The sequence below is a fragment of the Streptomyces sp. NPDC041814 genome (assembly GCF_055590565.1).
In genome coordinates this window covers 240,781-263,496 of the sequence record NZ_JBVJAM010000012.1, presented here as the reverse complement: position 1 = coordinate 263,496, position 22,716 = coordinate 240,781, and the positions used below count along the sequence as shown (strand labels likewise).

Below are 22,716 nucleotides of genomic sequence, written 5' to 3'. Positions count from 1 at the left end.
GCCGGACGGGACGTCGGTGCGCCTGGGCGTATTTCTCAGCAACCACAAGTGCCGGCGCGACCGACTGAGCGACGACCAACTCACCACCCTCGCCAGCTTGGGGCTGGAGTGGGCGGCGTAGGGGTGGAGACGGACTGTACTGCTGGTTCTCAAGCGGTGAGGTGCAGGTCTGGGCAGCCCCGCTGTTCTACGAGAACGAGAGGCTTCGGAACCTCGCTGGCACAGCCGAGTACCGCGCTATCATTTCGGTCAATCGTGCAACGCCCGGCACGTTAGCTGTAGGAGGCGCCTTGTTGCATGAGCCGGTCCGCTCCTCCAACCTCCGATCGGTGGGCTACGACCAGGCGGAGCGTGTGCTTGAGGTCGCCTTTCACAGTGGAGGGTTGTATCGCTACGAGAACGTGCCCGCAGAGGTGCACGTGGCGTTGATGATGTCCTCCAGTAAGGGCGGTTACCTAGCCCAGTTCGTGAAGGGCCGATATCGGTACCGTTTGATTTCGGGCTGACAGCCCGGTAGTTGTTCCAAAACCGCTCCATCGTTGTCGAGTCGAGGCATGCGTGCAGATCTGCTCCGTTTCTGTTGAGGGCTTCCGCTGCCTGGCGAACATCACCAATGTTCCTGTCCTGCCGCAGACGGTTCTGACCGGTCAGAACGAGGGTGGGAAGAGCGCTCTGCTGGACGCGCTGAACTTCCTGCTTCATGGGACTGCGCTGAGCGAGCGCGATCTCACCTATGTCAGCGATGGGGTCGTGCAAGAACCGGTGCACAGCGAGGACGCGGTCGCGCCGCACGCGCGGGTGCCTCAGACCACCGTGATGGGCGATTTCACCCTCAGCGCCAACGAGCAGCAACATTTCGCCCTGCCTGAGCGGGTACAGATTCGCCGTCGCTTCCGCCCGGAAGCGGGTGCGTTCCTGGAGATCCGCCGCCGCGTCTGCCGGATCCCTGAGCTACGCGACTTGGAAGCGGTGAAGCTGGCGGGCCTTAAGGAACTCGCAGCCACCCACGGGGTCGAGCCCGTCGGGCAGTTGAATGCGCGGAACAGTTGGGAGCAGCCCCTCCGGGAGTTGGCCCAGCGGATGGAGCAGGTCGATGCGTGGGTGGCGGCGGACTCCGAGGTAGCTGCTGCGATGCCGTCCATGGTGTATTTCAAGGGCGACTCGGTCCAGGCGCCTGAGGCTGTGGTCCAGAGTCTGCTCAACTCCCGGCTGCGCGAGTACACGCGCGCCGATGAGGTGGCTAAGCGAGTGGCGGATCTTGAGGGCTATCTTGCCGAGTCGCTGACACCCGACATCGACAGCATCCGCGGGCACATCGCGCAGCGGTGTGCCCTGCCTTCGGTGGAACTGGACCCTCAGGTGCAGGTGCGTCCTGCGCTAGTCGGGGTGGAACTGAACATTGTGGACTCGCAGGGGAGGCGGTTTCCGCTCTCGTCGGCCGGGACTGGTCGCTCGCGCCGTATCTCGCTGGCCTTGTGGGAAAGCAGCAACGACCTGGGACAGGACCAGGCGCAGGAAGGACCTGCCTCGGATGTCGTGTTCGTTTACGACGAGCCTGACACCCACCTGGACTACTCCCACCAGCGGCGGATCATGGCATTGATCCAGTTGCAGTCGTCACGGCCGAACGCGCGCGTCATTGTGGCGACGCACTCACTCAACCTGATCGACGGAGTCGACATCTCGTCCGTGGTGCACCTACGCACCCACGAGGGGCAGGTTCGGGCGGAAGTCCTGAGCGAGGACAGCGCAGACATTGATGTGCGCCGCCACCTGTCGACGATCGCGACCACGCTGGGGTTCCGCAACAGTGTTCTGCTACACGAGCGATTCTTCGTCGCGGTGGAGGGGGTGTCCGAAACATCCGCGTTCCCGATCTTGTTCCGCAAGCACGCCGGGTACCCCATTCAGTCCGCTGGTATCTGCCTGTGGGCTGGGGGAAGCAATGAGGGTGCCTTGCGATTTGCCAAGTTCCTCAAGGAACACGGCCGCGACGTTGCGTTCGTCGTCGACAAGGACAGCCGTGCGAACCAGAAGCACGTCTTCCGGGACGCCAAGCTCAAAGAGCATGGCTTCGACCCCACCAAGGAGTGCTTCTACCTCGGTTCCCCCAACGAGCTCGAAGACCTGTTCACCGACGGCGACTGGGCCGATACGGCCAACGCGCTGTGGAAGCCGAACACCGAGCGCGGGGCTTGGCAGCCTGCGGAAATCGAGGCACTGCGGTCCGGAAAGTTCAGCTCTCAGCTGCTGGGCTTGTTCAAGGCCGGCTCGGACGATGGACCTCAGAACAAGGAAGACCTCATGGTAGGCATCGCCGCGCACCTTGGTAAGGACCGCATCCCCGCTGCGCTCTCAGCAATCTTCAACTCCCTGATCGATCGCGCGCAGAACGCGGGGCCGCATCTGTGGTAGACGTCGCGCTGCCAGCCTGACGTGCCGCGCGCCGTACCTTCATACGCTTGAGTCGTTGTTCACGCGTCGGCGCCTCCCACGTGTGCAGGCCGACCGAAGCTACCCACTGTGAGCCGTGATGGCCCTGGTCATCGCCACACCAGCGGCATCCGTCAGGGGAAGGCAGGTCCTTGCGATGTACGCGTATCGTCCGCCCATCACCCATGGAACACCGCCCATATGCGTCGGAATGCCTTCGATATGAATACTTCCCCCGGAAGGTCATGCTCAAAGATTCCCACATGCCACTGACAGTCCTACGGCCCAATCCGGGCTGCCACAAGCACTGTGCCGCTGGCGGGCCAAGGTACTGGTAATTACCGCCAGCACCCTGCTGCTCGCCGGACACGATGCTGCAGACGAACGCGTTCTCCACGCGCTCCCACTAGGGCCTTCATCCTGCTCTGACCAGCGGAGATGCGAACCCGAGCAGCAACGGCGTGCCGAGCCATGATGCCGTGGCATTCCAGTGCCTCGGTCGGTCTGTCGAATGCGGAGCGATCTGCCAGACGGCTCCAGCGGTCGGACGCGGCTTCGCAACGGCGCGGCCGTAACGGATGGCAACGGTCGCTGTCAGCCGTTTGCCGATTCCGGTCAGCCCGGTGCCGAGGAGCTGGGATACCTGGGTCCAGGACGGCTGGGTGCCGTCTCGGACTCGGCAGAGAGGGGAGGGGCCGTACATGCGGGGAAGCCATGGTGAGATTCCCGCGGACGCCTCGATGGCTGTGTTCCCGTCGGCGTCGGGGCGTGCTGCGGCCATGCCCCGGCTGCTGGATCTCGACGGGCGTGGAGAGCTGACGGCCGCGCATGTGCGCCTGGTGGCACAGGCGTTGGGGAAGTCGGAGCGGACGGTGTGGCGGTGGCTGGCCGCTGCCCGGAAGGATCGCCGTCTCGCTCGGGTGGAGTCGTCCCGTTTCACGGTCACCACGGAGGTGAGACGGCTGCTGGCGCTGTGGGGCGGGAACGCCTCCCGGGTCCATGCCGAGCTGGCGCAGCGGGCGGCCGAGGATCCGGACGCGCCCCCAGTGCCGTCGCTGTCCACGTTGCACCGGGCGATCCGGCGGGACCTGACCCGCGGGGAGCGGGCCGGGCTCAGGAGCGGGGAAGCCGCCCGGCGCGCGCATGACGTGTTCGGACAGCGGCCGGCCACACACCGCAACGCGGTATGGGAGGGCGACCACAAGCACGTACCCGTCGAGGTGGACGTCGAGGGTGAGCTGGCCACTCCGTGGGTGACCTGGTTCATCGACTGCGCCACCAGGGCCATCACCGGGGTGGCCGTCACCGCACATCCTCCGAGCCGGGACGCGGTGCTGGCCTCTCTGCGCATCGCGATCACCCGCAGCGCACCGTTCGGCCCCCTCGGCGGACTGCCGGGACAGATCCGGGTCGACCGCGGCAAGGAGTTCCTGTGCCGGGCGGTCACCGCGGCGATGGGCGCGCTCGCCGTCCCCGTCACCGACCTCCCCGCCTACACCCCACACCTGAAAGGGACGATCGAGGCGCTGAACGACGCGGTGGAGGAGATGTTCCTCATCTCCTCCCCCGCTACACCGGCCGGCAGAAACTCACCGGTGGCCGCACCGCCGACCCCGAAGCCCCGCCCCTGACGTACGAGGCGTTCGTGGGACTGCTGCTGGACTGGGTGACCTGGTGGAACACCCGCCACCAGCCGTCCGCGCTGCACGGGCAGACCCCTCTCCAGGCGTGGCAGGCCGACGCGACTCCGCTCACGGATGTGTCCGCGGGGCAGCTGGCGACGTTCGCGCTGGAGGACAACGGGCGCACGTACACGATCAGTACCAGCGGGGTGCGATGGCGCCGGCGCGACTACCTCGCCCCGTGGATGAACGGCCGCACAGGCACCAAAGTCTCGGTACGGCACCTGCCCCATCACGACGACACCATCGAAGTCTTCGACGCCGATACCGGCCGCCATCTCGGTTCGGCGTTCCTGGCCGCCGCGGCGAGCCGTGAGCAGATCCGCTCCGTCCAGGCCGCACAGCAGCCCGGCGGCTCAAGGCTGATCTGAAAGCCGCGGAGAAGCTGCGCCGCCGGCGCTTCGAAGCCTCCACCACCGCAGCCCCACCCAGGGCGCTCACCTCTTCGACCGCCGCGCAGGCCGAAGAAGAGCTCGGTGCGGCGGCGCAGACGGACCGCCGTGCGCTGGCTCGTCCCGATCTCGTACCGCACGGCCCAGCGCCCGACACCTGGGCCCGTCCGAGGCCGCCACGCCCGCCCACTCCTGATGAGGACCGAGCCGATGATCACTGAGCTGGACTACGGGCTGCTGCCCGACGAGAGCGAAGACCACTTCCTGGGCCTGGAGCAGGCGCAACTGGTGGGCACCGAAACGCTCCTGACCACCCGGGACAACATCGAAGCCGTCATCGAGGCCAAGGCCATGATGTGCGTTTACGGGCCGGCCGGATCCGGCAAAACGATGTCGGTGAACTCCGCGCTGCGCCACCTCGCCCCGGACATCACCCACCGCCTGGAACTGCGGGCCGGACCGACACCGCGAGACATCCGGCACGGTCTCTTCCAGGCACTGGGACTGCCCGGTGAGCCGCCGGCCCGCCCGATCGAGTTCGACACCCTCCTCAAAGAGGCACTCGCCGAGGAATTCAGGGTCCTGGTCTGTGACGAGGCGCAGTGGATGAAGAAGACCGGGTTCGAGTTCTGGCGCCACCTGTGGGACGACAAGCGCACCAACATCGCGGTGATCTTCGCCGGGGGCGACGGCTGCTACAAGGTCCTGCGCCGCGAGCCGATGCTGGCCTCCCGGATCTTCATCTGGCAGGAGTTCACCCGCATGTCCAAAGATGAAGTGAGGGAGACGATTCCCGCCTTCCATCCCGTCTGGGCCGATGTGGACACCGCGCTGATCGACGCGATCGACAAGCAGGCCGCCCACGGCAGCTTCCGCAACTGGGCCAACATCACCACCCACATCCTGGCCGGCATGAAGAAACTGCACCTCAATAAGGTCGACGAAGACCTCGTGCGCTGGGTCTACAGCAAAATCGGCGGCATGTAATGACAGCCGGCAGTCTCCCAGCCGTCACCGTCATCATCGACAAGCACGACCACCCCGACTGGACGACCGCCGCTCACCACGCGCATCACCCGGGCCTCGGACGCCTGACCGTCGACCCCAGCCCCGCCAACGGCGCACCCGCCGCCCTTGCCCACGACCTTCTCTATGCCCTGGGCAAACGACTCCCCCAAGGCGGAGAAACGTACGGGACGTGGGCCGACTCCCAGCGCCCGGCCTGGGACGCCGTCGCCACCTGGATCCTCACCCACCACATCGGACACCTCATCGTCTGCCGCACCGACCGCCTCACACACGCCCGCCAGCAACAACTCCTCGCCCTGCGGGAACGGTGCGGCATCCGCCTCACCCTCCTGTGGCACCGCCCCGTCACCCCCGCCCTGACAACACTCCTCGAAGCCACCCCGTACCGCCTCATCGACGCCCTCCCCCGAGCCCGGAACGCGCTGACCCAGACCGGGCATTCAGCGTCCAGCACCAGAAACACGGGACACTGGCACCACCGGCACATCAAGGACGACGGACAGTGGATCGCCCCACCCGCACCGTCCAACGGCACGGTGACAGGCCGCCCAAAGCGCGCGCAGTGCCAGGGCGCCCCCGTACTCGCCCCGACAACGAACAACGCACCACCCGCGCGAGAGCGTCACCACTTACCAACGGACGCCCTCGCCGCACGGCTGGCCACGGTGGCACACCCCCTGCATGCAACAGCGCTGACCATCCACGCGGTCACCGGGGCAGACGTCACCCGGCTCGCGCTCGTCCGCGGCATCGACATCAACGAAGCAGCAACCGCTGTCAAAGTCCACGACAGCACCGCCCACCGCAGATGCCAGGTCCACCCACTCCCCACCTGGACACACCAGCTCATACGCGCCGCCGGCATTCACGGACAGCTCAAGGGCCGTACCGCCGACAGTCCGCTCTTCCCACTCATCACAGTCCAGGACGGCGAACAACTCCGCCTCACCGCAACAGGAATCCGCTACCACCTGAAACCCATGCCGTAGAAGGCCATGCCCCGCCTCCGACAAGCAACGCCCCGGCACCCGCCGCACGGCCGTGAACAGCAACAACGCCCACCCCTCTGTACCGACCGGCAACAAACTGACCCGCACCATCACCAAAAACGCCAGCACCAGATCGGCATTCCTGACAGCAACCGAGCCACCCACAACAACCCACAGAGCAGCAGAGAGCCCGCTACTCACCCACTGACATCAAAACGCCGAACCACCACCGACAAAAACTGGCAGACCATCAGAGCATGACCGAATAGACCCGACCGACAGCACACTCACCACGATGCCTCATCGAATCGTCACCCCGGCCCCATTCAACGCCGAACACCCAACAACCACCGACTCCAACCGCACCCGCATAAACCGGATGCTCCCAACCAACACACCGAAAGCAGTACCCATCAATATGCGGAACGACCGAAACCACAAGACCCATGAAGACAACCACACCACGCATTGAGCTCCGCTGCGCGTGTGGCCGCCTCGGCCACGGGAGGTCCAGCCAACCGCGCGCACCGAACTGCGCATGTGCCTCGTCCTCGTACCGGCCCCAAAAGGAGACATCGGCGAGCCCGTCGGCCGGCTCGCCGTCCGCTCTTCGTCGAACGGAGACACAGAGGTGCTCGCCCACACGATCAACGGGCGGTCACAACCACTCACGAAGATGGCCTCCCCCAGACTCCGCCACGTCCTAGCGCGCTCGGACAAGGACCGACCGAGCTCACGCCACTCGATCCACCCGGCCATGCCGAGCACCAGCACACCAGAGGACGCATCAACATTTCCCAGGTCGACGAAGATCTCAGACATTCGCCGATTGTGCCTTCCCCGTACGACAACAATCCGCTCAGGGAGAAAGTACGCAGCGCGCACAGGGCAAACACGCTACATACCGAGGACCAGCGCAACCCCAAGTCAAAAGCACGACGGATACGCAGTCCTACTCACCAGCGACACCACGGCTGTGATGTCGCCTCGTGCGCATAGGGCTTCGTCGTAGCGCTCTCTTGAACCCAACTCAGCGCACCACCAACCCTCCGGTCCTCCGAGCGCAATCCAGACAGGCGCGGCCTCAGGCCGCACTCCTTCTCAGGAAGGGGTGCGGCCTCGAACCATGCTTCGCAACGGCCTGAAGACGGCGTCCGCGGTCAGCTTCGGGCGCAGGCGTGGAGCCAGCCGTTCGGGTCGTCGGCCAGGCCGTGGTGCAGGTCGGTCAGGCCCTTGCGCAGCGCCATGGTGACCTGTCCGGGCTTGCCGTCGCCGATCGTCCAGTCGCCGTCGCGGTCGTGGACCCTGCCGACCGGCGTGACCACGGCGGCGGTGCCGCAGGCGAACACCTCGGTGATCGTGCCCGAGGCGCACTCCGCGCGCCACTGCTCCAGCGAGATCCGCTCCTCGCCGGCCCGGTAGCCGAGCCGGCGGGCCAGTGTGAGCATGGTGTCGCGGGTGATGCCGGGGAGCAAGGTGCCGGTCAGGCGCGGCGTCACCACCTCGGCGTCCGCGCCCCGGCCGCGGACCAGGAACATGTTCATTCCTCCCATCTCCTCCAGGTAGCGGCCCTCCAGCGCGTCCAGCCAGACCACCTGCTGGCAGCCCGCAGCCTCGGCCTCGCGCTGGGCGAGGAAGGACGGCGCGTAGTTGCCGGCAACCTTGACGTTGCCGGTGCCTCCGGGGAAGGCGCGACTGTACTCGTGGCTGACGAGGACCGAGACCGACTCGACGTCGTCGCCGAAGAAGCCGCCTGCGACGAAGGCCATCAGCAGGAAACGGTACGAGCGGGACGGCCGCAGCATCAGCGAGGTGTCGGTGCCGAACATCATCGGCCGGATGTAGATGCTGTGCGACGGGTCGGTGGAGAGGCTGCCCTCGTCCGCGTCGATGAGCTGGTCGATCGCCGCGACGAATGCTTCGACCGGCAGCTCCGGCATGGCCATCCGACGGCAGGAGCGCTGGAACCGCAGTGCGTGGTCACCGGGCCGCCAGACGCCCATCGCGCCGTCGGCGCGGCGGTGTGCCTTCAGGCCCTCGAAGGCGACCTGGCCGTAGTGGAGGCCGATCATGCCGGGGTGGATGGAGAGGTTCCGCAGCGGGGTGATCTCCGGTGCGGACCAGCCTTCACCCTCGGTCCAGTCCATGCTGATCATGTGCTCGGTGAACGCCTCGCCGTGGCCCGGGTCGAGCACAACCCGCGACTCGGGGGCGGCGGCGGTCTCGGAGGGGGCGTCGATGCTTATCGTCATGGTGGGCTCCTTGGGACGGGGTTTCGGTGGGCGGGTGGGCCGGATCAGACGAGGGGCGCGAAGAAGTAGGTGTCACGGTCGGCGAACAGGTCGTCCGGGCGGACGGTGAAACTGTCGGCGAACCGGAGGTCCACCGGGTCGCCGCTGTGCAGCACTCCGTGGAACTCGCCGAAGACGCCGACGAAGTCGCCGTCCACCAGGACGTTGGTCAGCGTGTGGTTGCCGGCCCGGATGGTGCGGTCGCGGCCGTAGAAGCCGAGCAGTCCGGCCGGGCCGACCATCGGCGGATAGCCGGGGCGGCGGTAGAGCGCGTCGGGGGCGAAGAGCGCGGCCACGCCGTCGGCGTCGCCGCTGTCCACCAGGTCGTAGAAGCGGCGCACCAGGCGGACTGCTGATCCTGCGTCGACCGGGAGGAGTTCGGGGTTCGTCGTCATGGGGACCTCCTGGGGGTGTGGTGTGGGGTGAGCGCGTCGCCGAGCACCCGCGCGATCCGAGCCAGCGGCTCGGGCCGGGTCATCGCGGCATGGGCACAGTCGATCTCGTGCAGGTCGAGCCGGCCGCCGAGGTGCGGCAGCCATGCCTGTGGGGCGGGGGTGTCCGGCGTCCGGTCGCGGGTGGCCCGGAAGAACAGCAGGTCACCGTCGAAGCGGCCCGGTTCGAAGCCGGCCAGCAGGTTGAGGTTGGCGGCGAAGACCCGGGGCAGGGCGGTGAGCAGTTCGGGGTCCAGGCCGGCGAGTGGGCCGTCGGCGGCGGCGGCCGCCGCGCGGTACTGCGCCGGGGTCGCCGGGCCCGCCCGGTGGCCGGGCAGGCCGTAGCCGAGGGTGTCGAGCAGTGCGGCCAGGGTTTCACCGTCCTCCGCATCCCAGTGCCGGGCGCGCCCGGCGACCGGCGGGTAGCCGTCCAGTACTGCCAGTAGCGACACCTGTTCGCCGGCGGCCTGCAACTGTGCGGCCATGGTGTGCGCCACGGCTCCGCCGTAGGACCAGCCGAGCAACCGGTACGGACCGTGCGTCTGCACACGGCGGATCTCGGCCAGGTAGTCCTTCGCCATTTCCTCGACGCTCGCCGGTCCGGATCCCGGTTCGGTGAAGCCGCGGGACTGCAGGCCGTACAGCGGCTGCTCCGGGCCGAGGTGGGCCAGCAGGCCCGTATACACCCAGCTGATCCCGGCCGCCGGGTGCACGCAGAACAGAGGGGGCCGGCTGCGGTTCTTGGCGGCGCGCAGCGGCAGCAGCACGGCGAGCGCGTCGGATTCCTCGGGCGTGTCCAGGCGTCGGGCGAGCTCGGCGACCGTGGGTGTCTCGAACAGGGTCCGCAGACCCAGCCGCACGCCGAGCGCGGAGCGGACCCGGCTGACCAGTCTGGTGGCCAGCAGTGAGTGGCCGCCCAGTGCGAAGAAGTCGTGGTCGATGCCGACCGAAGGCACCGCCAGCACCTGGGCGAAGATCTCGCAGAGGATCCGTTCGCGGTGGGTGCGCGGTTCCCGGGCCGCCGTCTCGGCGCCGGTCCGCTCGGGCGCGGGCAGCGCCGGGCGGTCGAGCTTGCCGTTGGGCGTCAGCGGCAGCGCGTCCAGGGGGACGAAGGCTGCCGGGACCATGTAGTCGGGGAGCCACTCGGCCGCGTGGCGGCGCAGGTCCGCCGGATCGACGGGGCCCGCCGAGGGGACGACGTAGCCGATCAGGTCCGTGCGTTCGCCCGGTCCCTGGTGCACCCGCACGGCGGCCTGGCCCACGCCGGGGTGGCGGGTGAGCACCGCTTCGATCTCGCCCAGCTCGATCCGCAGGCCGCGGATCTTGACCTGGTGGTCGGCCCGGCCGCCGTAGACCAGTGCGCCGTCGGGCCGCCGTCGTACCAGGTCGCCGGTGCGGTACATGCGTTCGCCGGGTTCGCCGAAGGGGCAGGCGACGAAGCGTTCGGCGGTCAGGTCCGGCCGGTGCAGGTAGCCGCGGGCCAGGCCGGGGCCTGCCAGGTAGAGCTCGCCGGTGGCGCCGACGGGCACCGGTGTCAGGTGCTCGTCCAGTACATAGGCCCGGTTGTTGTCGGTGGGCCGGCCGATCTCCGGCAGCGGCGCGCCGGGGGCCGGATCCGGCGCCACGTCGGCGGATGTCGCGGTGACGGTGAATTCAGTGGGCCCGTACTGGTTGGACATCCGGAACGGGGTGTCACGGCGCGGCCGGCGGCGCAGTGTGTCGCCGCCGCATTGCACCAGCCGCAGTGTGCCGGGGTCGGCCATCAGGTCGTCGAGTACGGCCTCCAGCCGTGGCGTCGGCATGTAGCAGACGCTGATCCGGGCCTCGGCGATCCAGGCGGCCAGGGCCTCGGCGTCGTCCAGTAGTCCCGGGTCGGGCAGGCAGATGGTGCCACCGGTCGAGAGCACGGACCAGAGTTCCTGCACCGAGCCGTCGAAGCCCGCCGTGGCGAGCTGGCTGGCGCGGTCGGCCGGGGAGAGCCGGTAGTCGCGGCGCAGCCAGCCGGTGAGGTTGCGCAGGCCGCCGTGCTCGCAGACCACGCCCTTCGGCCGGCCGGTGGAGCCGGAGGTGTAGATCACGTAGGCCGCGTCGCGCTCGGTCAGGGTGACCGCGGGCGCTGTGGCCGGCCGGGCCGCGACGGCGGCGCGGGCGGTGTCCAGCCGCAGTACGGTGGCGTTGGTCTTCGGTAGCCGGACTGCCAGCCGGCTGTCCGTCACCAGGACGGCGAGCCCGGCGTCCTCGGTCATGAAGGCGATCCGCTCGGTCGGATGCGTGGCGTCGAGCGGCAGATAGGCGGCGCCGGTCTTGAGCACGGCGAGCAGGGTGGTGATCTGGTCGGGACCGCGGTCCAGGCAGACGCCCACCCGTGTGCCCCGGCGTGCGCCGAGGCCGATGAGGTGGTGGGCCAGCCGGTTGGCGCGGGCGTCGAGTTCGGCGTAGCCGAGGATGGTGCCGCCGGACTCCACCGCGGGGGCGTCCGGGGTGGCGCGGGCCTGGGCGGCGACGGCCTGGTGCACCAGCTCTCCGTCGGCGGAGTCGGTGCTGACACCGTGCCAGCGGTTGAGCAGGTCCTCGTGTTCGGTGTCGGTGAGCAGCGCCAGTCGGCTGACGGGGTGGCCGGGTTCGGCCAGTGCCGAGTCCAGCAGCCGCAACAGCTGGTCCAGCAGCCGTCGCACCGAGCCGGGGTCCAGCAGGTCGGTGGCGAAGTCGGCGTTCAGCCGGAGCCCGGCCGGTGCGCCGTCGGCCCGGTTCTCGCTGATGGCCAGCGTCAGGTCGAACTTCGCCGCGTCGGTGCCCACCGGCACCGGCACGGCGGCCAGTCCGGGGAACTCCGGGCCGGAGCCTTCGGTGGACTGCTGGGTCAGCAGCATGATTTGGAACAGTGGGTGACGGGAGAGGCTGCGGCTCGGGTTGAGCTCTTCGACCAGCCGCTCGAACGGCACATCCTGGTTGGCGTAGGCGTCCAGGTCCGCTTCCCTCACCCGGTCGACCAGGGCGCGGAAGGTCGGGTCGCCGGAGACGTCGGTGCGCAGCACGAGGGTGTTGACGAAGAAGCCGACCAGGTCCTCCAGCGCCTCCTCGGTCCGGCCGGCGGTGGCGGTACCGATCGCGATGTCGGTGCCCGCGCCGAGCCTGCTGAGCAGGGCCGCGAAGGCGGCCTGGACCACCATGAAGACGGTGGCTTGCCGCTCGCGGGCGAAGGTGAGCAGCCGGGCGTGCAGCTCGGGGCTGCTGGTTTGGGCGACGGCCGTGCCCTTGTAGGAGGGGGCGGCCGGGCGGGGCCGGTCCAGCGGGAGCGGGATCTCCTCGGGCAGGCCGGCCAAGGTCGTGCGCCAGAACGCGAGTTGCTGGGCGAGTGGGCTCTGCGGATCGTCCGCCTCGCCGAGCAGCTCGTGCTGCCAGAGGGTGTAGTCGGTGTACTGGACCGGCAGCGGTTCCCAGTCGGGGGCCTCGCCGGTGCCGGTGCGGGCGGCGTAGGCGGTGGCCAGGTCGCGGACCAGCAGGCCCAGGGACCAGCCGTCGGTGGCGATGTGGTGCATGACCAGCAGCAGCACCTGATCCTGTGGGCCGACCCGGAAGAGGTGGGGGCGCAACGGCAGTTCGCCGGCCAGGTCGAAGGCGAGGTTGCAGGCGCCGGCGATCTCGGCGGTCAGCTCCGCCTCGGCGCACTCGTACGTGGTCCAGACGGGCTGGGCCTCGCCGACGGCGAGCACGTGTTGCAGTGGCTCGCCGTCCACCTCCTGGTACGTGGTGCGCAGCGCCTCGTGCCGGTCGATCACGTCCGTGAGCGCGTGCCGCAGCGCGGCGGCGTCCAGGTCGCCGCGCAGCCGCAGCGCGTAGGGCAGGTTGTAGGCCGAGCTCCGCCCTTCGACCTGCTCGTGGAACCACAGCCGGGCCTGGGCGTAGGACAACGGGATCACGAGCTCTTCTCCTTCGACCGGGCGCGCAGCGCGGGCCTGGCGCGGCCGGCGGTGCCGAGGCGGGTGACCAGGGTGGCGACGGTGGGAGACTCGAAGACGGTCTTGATGGTCAGTTCGGCGCTCATCACCGAGCGCACTCGGCTGATGAGCCGGGTGACCAGCAGTGAGTGGCCGCCGAGGTCGAAGAAGTCGTCGTCGATGCCGACCGATTCCAGTCCGAGGATTTCGGCGAACAGGCCGCAGAGCTTTTCCTCGCGCTCGTCGCGGGGTGCCCGGCCGGTCTCGCGCGGTGTCGGGCCGGGTGCGGGCAGGGCGCGGCGGTCGAGCTTGCCGGTCGGGGTCATCGGCAGCGCGTCCAGGACCACGACGGCGGAGGGCACCATGTACTCCGGCAGCCGCCCGGCCACGTGGGCACGCACCGCGGACGTATCGATCCGACCTCCGGCCTCGGCCACCACGTAGGCGACCAGTCGTTTGTCACCCGGCCGGTCCTCACGTACCACCACAGCCGACTGCACCACACCGGGGAATCCACCGACGACCGACCGCACCTCGGCGGGCTCGACCCGGAAGCCACGGATCTTCACCTGGTCATCGGCCCGGCCCAGGAACTCCAGCGTGCCATCGGCCCGCCACCGCACCAGATCACCGGTGCGGTACATCCGCTCACCCGGACCACCGAACGGACAGGCCACAAACCGCTCAGCCGTCAGACCCGGCTGCGCAACGTAACCATGTGCCAGACCGACGCCCGACATGTAGAGCTCACCCACCACGCCGGGCGCGACCAGCCCGAGGCCGTCGTCCAGCACCCAGAGCCGCTTGCCGTTCAGCGCGCGGCCGACCGGGATGGAGGGGTGCGAGCCGTCGGCCGGAGTGATCTCGTGCGCGACCGTGAAGATCATCGACTCGGCCGGTGAGTAGCCGTTGACCAGCCGGATCCTGGGGAAGTCCCGGAGCAGTCGCATCACGTGGGCCACCGAGGCGGCCTCGCCGCCGGTCATCACCTGACGCAGACCGGTGAAGACGGCCGGGTACTCGTCCAGCAGGAAGTTCAGCAGGCTGGCCGAGACGTGCATGGTGGTCACCGCGTGTTCGCGGACCAGGGTCGCGATCACTGCCGGTTCGGGGCGCTGGCCGGGTTGCAGCACGCAGGTGCCGCCGGAGAGCAGCGGGCCGAAGAGCTCCAGTGCGAAGGCGTCCCAGGAGACCGGCGCACACTGCAACCACACGTGGCCGGGGCCGAGCTCCGCGAAGTCCTGCCCCAGCAGCGTCCCGACGATCGCCCGGTGCGGGGAGACCACTCCCTTCGGCAGTCCGGTGGAGCCGGAGGTGAACATCACGCACGCCGCGTCGTCCGGACCGGCGACCGGACCGAGACCGTGCGCGGGCCGCGCCGCGATCGCCTCGGCGTCGCGGTCCAGGACCACCTCGGCGACGCCGGGCAGGCGGCCGGACAGGCCGTCGCGGGTGATCACCAGGCGTGTTCCGGTGTGTGCCAGTACGCTCGTGATCCGCTCGGCCGGAAAGTCCGGATCGAGCATGGTGTAGGCGCCGCCCGCCTTGAGCACGGCGAGCACGGCGACGACCAGGTCGATACCGCGCTCCAGATAGACCCCGACCACGTCACCACGACCGAGACCCGCCTCCGCGAGATGCCGGGCCAGCCGGTTGGCGCGCTCCTCCAGTTCCGCGTAGTCGACGCGCTGCTCGCCGAAGACGAGGGCGGTCGCGTGGGGCCGTGCCTGCGCCTGCTCCTCGACCAGTTGGTGCACGGGTCGGTCGGCCGGGTGCCGCGCCGGTGCGCCGCTCCACTGTTCCAGCAGGGTGCGGCGCTCGGCTCCGGTCAGCAGGTCGAGTCGGCTCATCGGCGTCCCGGGTGCCGCTGTCGCGCGGTCCAGGAGGCGGATCAGACGGTTGGTCAGGTCGAGGACGGTGGACTGCTCGAAGAGGTCGGCGGCGTAGTCGACGGTGAACTGGAGCGCGCCGGTGGCGGGCTGTTCGGTGGCGGCGATGGTCAGGTCGAACTTGACGCTGTCGACGGCCGCGCCGAGCAGTTCGGCCTCCAGGCCGGCCATTCCGAGCCGGGCGGCGCTGTTGTTCTGCACCACCAGCATGATCTGGAACAGCGGGTGGCGGGAGAGCGTGCGGACCGGGTTGAGCTCCTCCACCAGGCGTTCGAACGGCACGTCCTGGTTGGCGTACGCGTCCAGATCCGCTTCCCGGACCCGGCCGAGGAGTTCGCGGAAGGTCGGGTCGCCGGACACGTCCGAGCGCAGGACCAGGGTGTTGACGAAGAAGCCCACCAGGTCGTCGGTCGCCTCGTCGGTGCGCCCGGCCACCGGAGTGCCGAGCGGGATGTCGGTGCCGCCGCCGAGCCGGGAGAGCAGCGCCGCCAGACCGGCCTGGAGCACCATGAACAGCGTGCTCTGGTTCGACCGGGCGAAGGCCAGCAGCCGGTCGTGCAGCTCGGGGTCGACCGGTACGGCGACGGAGCCGCCGCGCTGGGTCGGCGCGGCCGGGCGCGGCCGGTCCGTGGGGATCGCGAGCTCCTCCGGGAGGCCGGCCAGCGCTTCGCGCCAGTGGGCGAGCTGCTGGGAGAGCAGGCTCTGCGGGTCGTCGGCCGTGCCCAGCAGGTCCTGCTGCCACAGGGTGTAGTCGGCGTACTGCACCGGCAGCGGCTGCCAGTCGGGGGCCTCGCCGGTGCCGGTGCGGGCGGCGTAGGCGGTGGCCAGGTCGCGGACCAGGGGGTCCAGCGACCAGCCGTCGCTCGCGATGTGGTGCATCACCAGGGAGAGCACGTGGTCCTGCTCGCCGAGGCTGAACAGGTGCGCCCGCAGCGGCGGCCGGGCCGAGAGGTCGAAGCTCTGGTTCGCCGCAAGGGCCAGCACGCCGGCCAGTTCCTTCTCGGTGCAGGCGGCTTCCAGCCAGGGCAGGTCGACCTCCGAGGGTGCCAGGATCCGCTGGTACGGTTCGCCGGCCCACTCCTGGAACACCGTGCGCAGGACCTCGTGCCGGGCAGTGACGTCGGTGACCGCCGACCGCAGTGCCGCGGTGTCCAGTGCTCCGCGCAGCCGCATGGTGACGGGCACGTTGTAGGCGGCGGTCTGCTCCTCCATCTGCCCGAGGAACCAGAGGCGCCGCTGGGCGAAGGAGAGCGGCAGGCGTTCCGGCCGTGCGGCCGGGCGCAGTGGCGGGCGGGCGCCGTTGGCGTGCTCGACCAGCGCGCCGAGCCGGGCCACGGTCGGGGCCTGGAACAGGTCGCGGATGCCCATCTCCACGCCGAGCACCGGGCGGATCCGGCTGATGAGCCGGGTGACCAGCAGTGAGTGGCCGCCGAGGTCGAAGAAGTCGTCGTCGATGCCGACCGATTCCAGTCCGAGGATTTCGGCGAACAGGCCGCAGAGCAGTTCCTCCTTGGCGTTGCGCGGCGGTCGGCCGCCTTCGCGCGGTGCGAAGTCCGGTGCGGGCAGGGCGCGGCGGTCGAGCTTGCCGGTCGGTGTGAGCGGGAGTGCGTCCAGGACCACGACGGCGGAGGGCACCATGTACTCCGGCAGCCGCCCGGCCACGTGGGCACGCACCGCGGAGGCGTCGATCGGCGCCCCGGCCTCGGCCACCACGTAGGCGACCAGTCGTTTGTCGCCCGGCCGGTCCTCACGTACCACCACAGCCGACTGCACCACACCGGGGAATCCACCGACGACCGACCGCACCTCGGCGGGCTCGACCCGGAAGCCACGGATCTTCACCTGGTCATCGGCCCGGCCGAGAAACTCCAGCGTGCCATCGGCCCGCCAGCGCACCAGATCGCCGGTGCGGTACATCCGCTCACCCGGACCACCGAACGGGCAGGCGACAAACCGCTCAGCGGTCAGGCCGGGCTGCGAGACGTAACCGTGCGCCAGGCCGACACCTGACATGTAGAGCTCACCGGCGACTCCGGGGGCGACCAGCCCGAGGCCGTCGTCCAGTACCCAGAGGCGCTTGTTGCCGAGCGGGCGGCCGACCGGGATGGAGGGGTGCGAGCCGTCGGCCGGAGTGATCTCGTGCGAGACGGTGAAGATCATCGACTCGGCGGGGGAATAGCCGTTGATCAGTTTCAGTCCGGGGAACCGCTCGACCAGTCGCATCACGTGGGCCACCGAGGCGGCCTCGCCGCCGGTCATCACCTGACGCAGACCGGTGAAGACGGCCGGATATTCGTCCAGCAGGAAGTTCAGGAGGCTGGCCGAGACGTGAAGCGAGGTAACGTCCCGTTCGGCGACCAGGGCGGCGATGGCCGCCGGTTCGGGGCGCTGGCCGGGTTGCAGCACGCAGGTGCCGCCGGAGAGCAGCGGGCCGAAGAGCTCCAGTGCGAAGGCGTCCCAGGAGACGGGGGCGCACTGCAACCACACCTGCGCCTCGTCGAAGTCGGCGAAGTCCTGCCCCAGCAGTGTCCCGACGATCGCCCGGTGCGGGGACAGCACCCCCTTCGGCAGTCCGGTGGAGCCGGAGGTGAACATGACGCACGCCGCGTCGTGCGGACCGGCGACCGGGTCGAGGTCGGCTGCGGAGCGCGCCTCGATCAGTGCCGCGTCCGCCGCGATGTCCACTTCCCGGTGGCCGCCCGGCAACCGCCCGGCGTGTTCCCCGGCGGTGACCACCAGCCGGGCGGAGGTGTGTGCCAGTACGCTCGTGATCCGCTCGGCCGGGAAGTCCGGATCGAGCATGGTGTAGGCGCCGCCCGCCTTGAGCACGGCGAGCACGGCGACGACCAGGTCGATACCGCGCTCCAGATAGACCCCGACCACGTCACCACGACCGAGACCCGCCTCCGCGAGATGCCGGGCCAGCCGGTTGGACCGTGCGTTGGCCTCGGCGTAGGTCAGTTCGGTGTCCTGGAACGCCAGCGCCGTGGCCTCCGGTGTACGGGCCGCCTGCTGCTCGAACAGCTGGTGGATGCAGAGGTCGGCGGGGAAGTCGACGGCGGTGTCGTTCCAGTCCACGAGCAGGGCCTGGCGTTCGGCCGCGGAGAGCACCTCCAGCCGGCTCACCGGGACGTCCGGCTCGTCGAGCTGCCCCTCCAGCAGGCGGACCAGGCGGTCCAGGATGACCTCGACCGAGCTGCGGTCGAACAGGTCGGTGGCGAACTCGACCATGGCGGTCAGGCCCGCCGGGGCGCCGTCGGAGCCGAAGGTCTCGGTGAAGCCGAGGGTCAGGTCGAACTTCGCGGTGCCGGTGGTGACCGGGCTGATCTCCGCGTCCAGGCCGGGCAGGTGCAGCTTCGCCTCGGCGTTGTTCTGCACCACCAGCATGATCTGGAACAGGGGATGGCGGGAGAGCGTGCGGACCGGGTTGAGCTCTTCGACCAGGCGCTCGAACGGCACCTCCTGGTGTGCGTAGGCGTCGAGGTCGGTGTTCCTGACCCGGGCCACCAGTTCGCGGAAGGTCGGGTCGCCGGACACGTCCGAGCGCAGCACCAGGGTGTTGACGAAGAACCCGACCAGGTCCTCCAGCGCGTCGTCGGTGCGACCGGCGGTCGGCGTGCCGACGGGGATGTCGGTGCCGGCGCCGAGCCGGTGCAGCAGGCCGGCGAGCGCCGCCTGCATGACCATGAACAGGGTGGCCTGGTTGTCACGGGCGAAGGCCAGCAGCCGCCGGTGCAGGTTCTGGCCGAGCCCGACGGTGGTGACCTGGCCGCGGTAGGACGGGACGGCGGGACGGCTGCGGTCCGACGGCAGCCGCAGCTCCTCCGGGAGGTCGGCCAGCGCTTCGCGCCAGTAGGAGAGCTGCTGGTAGAGCAGGCTCTGCGGATCGTCCGCCGAGCCCAACAGGTCCTGCTGCCACAGGGTGTAGTCCACGTACTGGACCGGCAGCGGCTCCCACTGCGGTTCGGCGCCGTCGCAGCGCGCGGTGTAGGCGGTCGCCAGGTCGCGCATCACCGGGCCCAGTGACCAGCCGTCGCTCGCGATGTGGTGCATCACCAGGAGCAGTACGTGCTCCTCGGCGCCGATCGAGAAGATGTGCGCCCGGACCGGCAGTTCCACCTTCAGGTCGAAGGCGTGCCGGGACGCGGTGTCCAGCTCCAGCGGCAGTTCGGCGACGTCGGTCTCCAGCGTGGTGACCATCGGCCTCGCCACCCCGGGCGGCAGTACCCGCTGGTACGGCTCGCCGTCGATCTCCAGGATCACCGTGCGCAGCGCCTCGTGCCGCCCGACGACGTCGGAGACGGCGCTGTGCAGCGCGCCCACGTCGAGCCGGCCGTGCAGCCGGATCGTGTGCGCCACGTTGTAGGTGCTGTTCGGGCCCTCCATCTTGTTGAGGAACCACAGTCGCCGCTGGGCGTACGACAGCGGGATCTCCTCCGGCCGCTCCATCACGGACGATGCCTTCCTGGCTCGTTGGGCGTTGCGGATGCGGGGAGCGAGGCCTCCCGCGGTGGGTGCTTCGAACAGGTCGCGTACGGAGAGCTCGACGCCGGCGGCGGAGCGGGTGCGGGCGCTCAGGCGGGCGGCCAGCAGTGAGTGCCCGCCGAGGTCGAAGAAGCTGTCGTCCACGCCGACCCGGTCCAGGCCGAGGATCTCGGCGAACAGGCCGCAGAGCAGTTCCTCCTCCGGGTCGCCGGGCGCGCGGTAGGCCGCGCCGGAATCGAGCTCGGGCGCGGGCAGGGCACGGCGGTCGAGCTTGCCGGTCGGGGTCATCGGCAGCGCGTCCAGAACCACCACGGCGGCGGGCACCAGGTGGTCGGGCAGCCGTTCGGCCAGGAAGGCGCGTACGGCCCTGGGGTCGGTTCCCGTACCGCCGACGGCGTAGGCGACCAGTCGTTTGTCGCCGGGCCGGTCCTCGCGCACCACCACCGCCGAGCGGACCAGGCCCGGGTAGGCGTCCAGCGCGGCCCGCACCTCGCCGGGCTCGATGCGGAAGCCGCGGATCTTCACCTGGTCGTCGGCCCGGCCCAGGTACTCCAGGGTGCCGTCTGCGCGCCGCCGGGCCAGGTCGCCGGTGCGGTACATGCGGGTGCCCGGTCCGCCGAATGGGCAGGCGAGGAACCGCTCGGCGGTCAGCCCGGGCTGACCGGTGTAGCCGTGTGCCAGCCCGGTACCGGACAGGTACAGCTCGCCGGCCACTCCGGGGGGCACCAGCCGCAGCGCCTCGTCCAGCACCCAGGACTGTTCGTTGTTCAGCGGCCGGCCGATCGGGATGGCGGGGCGGCCCCGGTCCGCTGCGGTGATCGGGTGCGTGACGGCGAAGATCATCGCTTCCGCCGGGCCGTAGCCGTTCACCACCCGCAGCCTCGGGAACTCCCGTACGAGCCGCAGCACGTGGGCCGGGGAGGCCGCCTCGCCGCCGGTGGTGACCTGGGTGAGCGTGCTGAAGACCGCCGGGTACTCGTCGAGCATGAAGTTGAGCAGGCTGGCCGAGAAGAAGACGGAGGTGACGCCCTGCGCGGCGATCAGGGCGGCGATGGTGGCGGGTTCGGGGCGCTGGCCGGGTTGCAGCACGCAGGTGCCGCCGGAGAGCAGCGGGCCGTAGAGCTCCATCGCGAAGGCGTCCCAGGAGACGGGGGCGCACTGCAACCACACGTGGTCGGGGCCGAACTCGGCGAAGTCCTGCCCCAGCAGCGTCCCGACGATCGCCCGGTGCGGGGCGACGACGCCCTTCGGAAGTCCGGTGGAGCCGGAGGTGAACATCACGCACGCCGCGTCGTCGGGACCGGCGACGGGACCGAGACCGTGCGCGGGCCGCGCCGCGATCGTCTCGGCGTCGGCGTCCACGCAGACCACCGTGCGGCCGGGCCAGGCAGGCCGTCCGTCCGCCGTCGCGCGGCTCAGCACCAGTTTCGCGCCGACCCGGTCGACCAGTTGCGCGACGCGCTCCGCCGGGAAGTCCGGGTCGAGTACGGTGTAGGCGCCGCCGGCCTTGAGCACGGCGAGCAGGGCCACCACCATGTCGATGCCGCGCTCCAGGTGGACGCCGACCACGTCGCCGCGGCGCACGCCGGACCGCACCAGGTGGTGGCCGAGCCGGTTCGCGCGGTCCTCCAACTCCGCGTATTCGACGCGTTGTTCGCCGAAGACGAGCGCGGTCGACGCCGGGGTCCGCCGCGCCTGACGCTCGAACAACTCGTGCAGCGCCGAGTCGGCCGGGTACTCCGCGGGCCGGCCGTTCCAGCTGCCGAGCAGGGCCCGGCGCTCGTCCGCCGAAAGGACCTCCAGGCGCCCCAGCGGTACCTCGGGCCGGTCCAGAGCAGCGGACATGAAGGCGAACAGGCGTTCTGTCAGTGCCGCCACGGTCTCCCGGTCCAGCACGTCGGTGGCGTACTTCATGGTGACGCCGATGCCGTCCGGCGCGCCGTCCGCTCCGTGGCGCTCGGCAAGCTCCACGATCAGGTCGAACTTGGCGACGTCCAGGTCGATCACCTCGACCTCGGCGCGCAGACCGGGGAAGTCCGGACGGCTCGCCGCGTTGTTCTGCAGCAGCAGGAGGACCTGGAAGAGCGGGTGGCGGGAGAGTGAGCGGTCCGGGTTGAGCTCCTCCACCAAGCGCTCGAACGGCAGGTCCTGGTGTGCGTAGGCGTCCAGGTCGAAGGCCCGGACCCGGTCGACGAGTTCGCGGAAGCCCGGGTCGCCGGAGACGTCGGTGCGCAGCACCAGGGTGTTGACGAAGAAGCCGACCAGGTCCTCCAGCGCCTCGTCGGTACGGCCGGCCACCGGAGTGCCGAGCGGGATGTCGGTGCCGGCGCCGAGGCGGCTGAGCAGCCCGGCCAGTGCGGCCTGCACGACCATGAAGAGGGTCGCATCGTGGTTCCGGGCGAACTCGGCGAGCCGGCGGTGCAGCTCCGGCTCGATCCGGTGGGTCAGCACCTCACCGCGGTAGGACGGCGCGGCCGGGCGCGGCCGGTCCAGCGGCAGTTCGAGTTCCTCCGGCAGGCCGGCCAGTGCCTCGCGCCAGAAGTCCAGTTGCCGGGACAGCAGGCTCTGCGGCTGGTCCGCCGAGCCGAGCAGTTCCTGCTGCCAGGCGGCGTAGTCGGCGTACTGCACCGGCAGCGGCTGCCACGCCGGTTCCGCTCCCCCGCACCGTGCCGTGTAGGCGGCGGCCAGGTCGTGCAGCAGCGGGCGCAGCGACCAGCCGTCGGCGGCGATGTGGTGCAGCACCAGCAGCAGCGCGTGGTGCTCCGGACCGACCCGGAACAGCTCGGCCCGCAGGGGCAGTTCGGTCGCCAGGTCGAAGCCGTGGGTCGCGGCGGCGGCCAGTGCGCCCGGCAGCCGCGGCTCGGTGACCTCGGTGACCGCCCAGGGCACCACGGCGTCGGAAGGGTCCAGCACCTGCTGCCGGGGGCTGTCGTCCAGCTCCGGGTAGACGGTGCGCAGGGCCTCATGCCGGGCCAGTACGTCTCCGAGCGCGGCGCGCAGGGCGTCGGGGTCGAGCGGGCCGCGCAGTCGGACGGTCAGCGGAACGTTGTATGTCGGGCTCGGGCCCTCGACCTGGTTGAGGAACCAGAGCCGGGCCTGTGCGAAGGACAGGGGAATCATCGGGCCTCCCGGAGCAAGGGCGTTCGACCGTGCCCGG

General features: G+C 70.0%; 8 protein-coding genes and 1 pseudogene. 5 read left to right on the top strand and 4 right to left on the bottom strand.

All coding sequences use genetic code 11. From position 1 onward, the window contains the following. The first annotated feature begins 161 nt into the window (after positions 1–161). From ACZ6C6_RS28140 to ACZ6C6_RS28120, 5 genes and pseudogenes are all read left to right on the top strand, one after another. Positions 162–506 (top strand): KTSC domain-containing protein, encoded by a 345-nt coding sequence (locus ACZ6C6_RS28140; protein WP_469206540.1) that lies wholly within the window; start codon positions 162–164, stop codon positions 504–506. Between the two features lie 52 nt (positions 507–558). Then, on the top strand, positions 559–2,415 hold the full coding sequence (locus tag ACZ6C6_RS28135; protein ID WP_469206538.1) for an AAA family ATPase: 1,857 nt from the start codon (positions 559–561) through the stop codon (positions 2,413–2,415). Between the two features lie 797 nt (positions 2,416–3,212). Then, positions 3,213–4,728: pseudogene (locus ACZ6C6_RS28130) on the top strand (transposase). Further along, entirely contained in the window at positions 4,718–5,494 is a 777-nt protein-coding gene (locus tag ACZ6C6_RS28125; protein ID WP_469206536.1) for an AAA family ATPase, read from the top strand. The pseudogene ACZ6C6_RS28130 and the gene ACZ6C6_RS28125 overlap by 11 nt, the downstream one beginning before the upstream one ends. Next, positions 5,494–6,525: a hypothetical protein gene (locus ACZ6C6_RS28120; protein ID WP_469206534.1), complete on the top strand. Its 1,032-nt coding sequence runs from the start codon at positions 5,494–5,496 to the stop codon at positions 6,523–6,525. Before ACZ6C6_RS28125 ends, ACZ6C6_RS28120 begins: the two co-directional genes overlap by 1 nt. Before the next feature lie 1,160 nt (positions 6,526–7,685). Here the strand turns inward: ACZ6C6_RS28120 and ACZ6C6_RS28115 are convergent. Genes ACZ6C6_RS28115 through ACZ6C6_RS28100 form a run of 4 tightly spaced genes read right to left on the bottom strand, consistent with a single transcriptional unit; the run spans position 7,686 to position 22,679 of the window. Then, a complete protein-coding gene (locus ACZ6C6_RS28115; RefSeq protein ID WP_469206532.1) occupies positions 7,686–8,777 on the bottom strand; it encodes a branched-chain amino acid aminotransferase in 1,092 nt (363 codons plus the stop codon). Between the two features lie 44 nt (positions 8,778–8,821). Continuing rightward, entirely contained in the window at positions 8,822–9,211 is a 390-nt protein-coding gene (locus ACZ6C6_RS28110) for a nuclear transport factor 2 family protein (RefSeq protein WP_469206530.1), read from the bottom strand. Continuing rightward, positions 9,208–13,167 carry a non-ribosomal peptide synthetase gene (locus tag ACZ6C6_RS28105; RefSeq protein WP_469206529.1) on the bottom strand — a complete coding sequence of 1,320 codons (3,960 nt, stop codon included), beginning with the start codon at positions 13,165–13,167 and terminating at the stop codon, positions 9,208–9,210. Before ACZ6C6_RS28105 ends, ACZ6C6_RS28110 begins: the two co-directional genes overlap by 4 nt. Beyond that, positions 13,164–22,679, bottom strand: a complete 9,516-nt coding sequence (locus ACZ6C6_RS28100) for a non-ribosomal peptide synthetase (protein WP_469206526.1) — start codon at positions 22,677–22,679, stop codon at positions 13,164–13,166. The genes ACZ6C6_RS28105 and ACZ6C6_RS28100 overlap by 4 nt, the downstream gene beginning before the upstream one ends. Between the last annotated feature and the right edge of the window lie 37 nt (positions 22,680–22,716).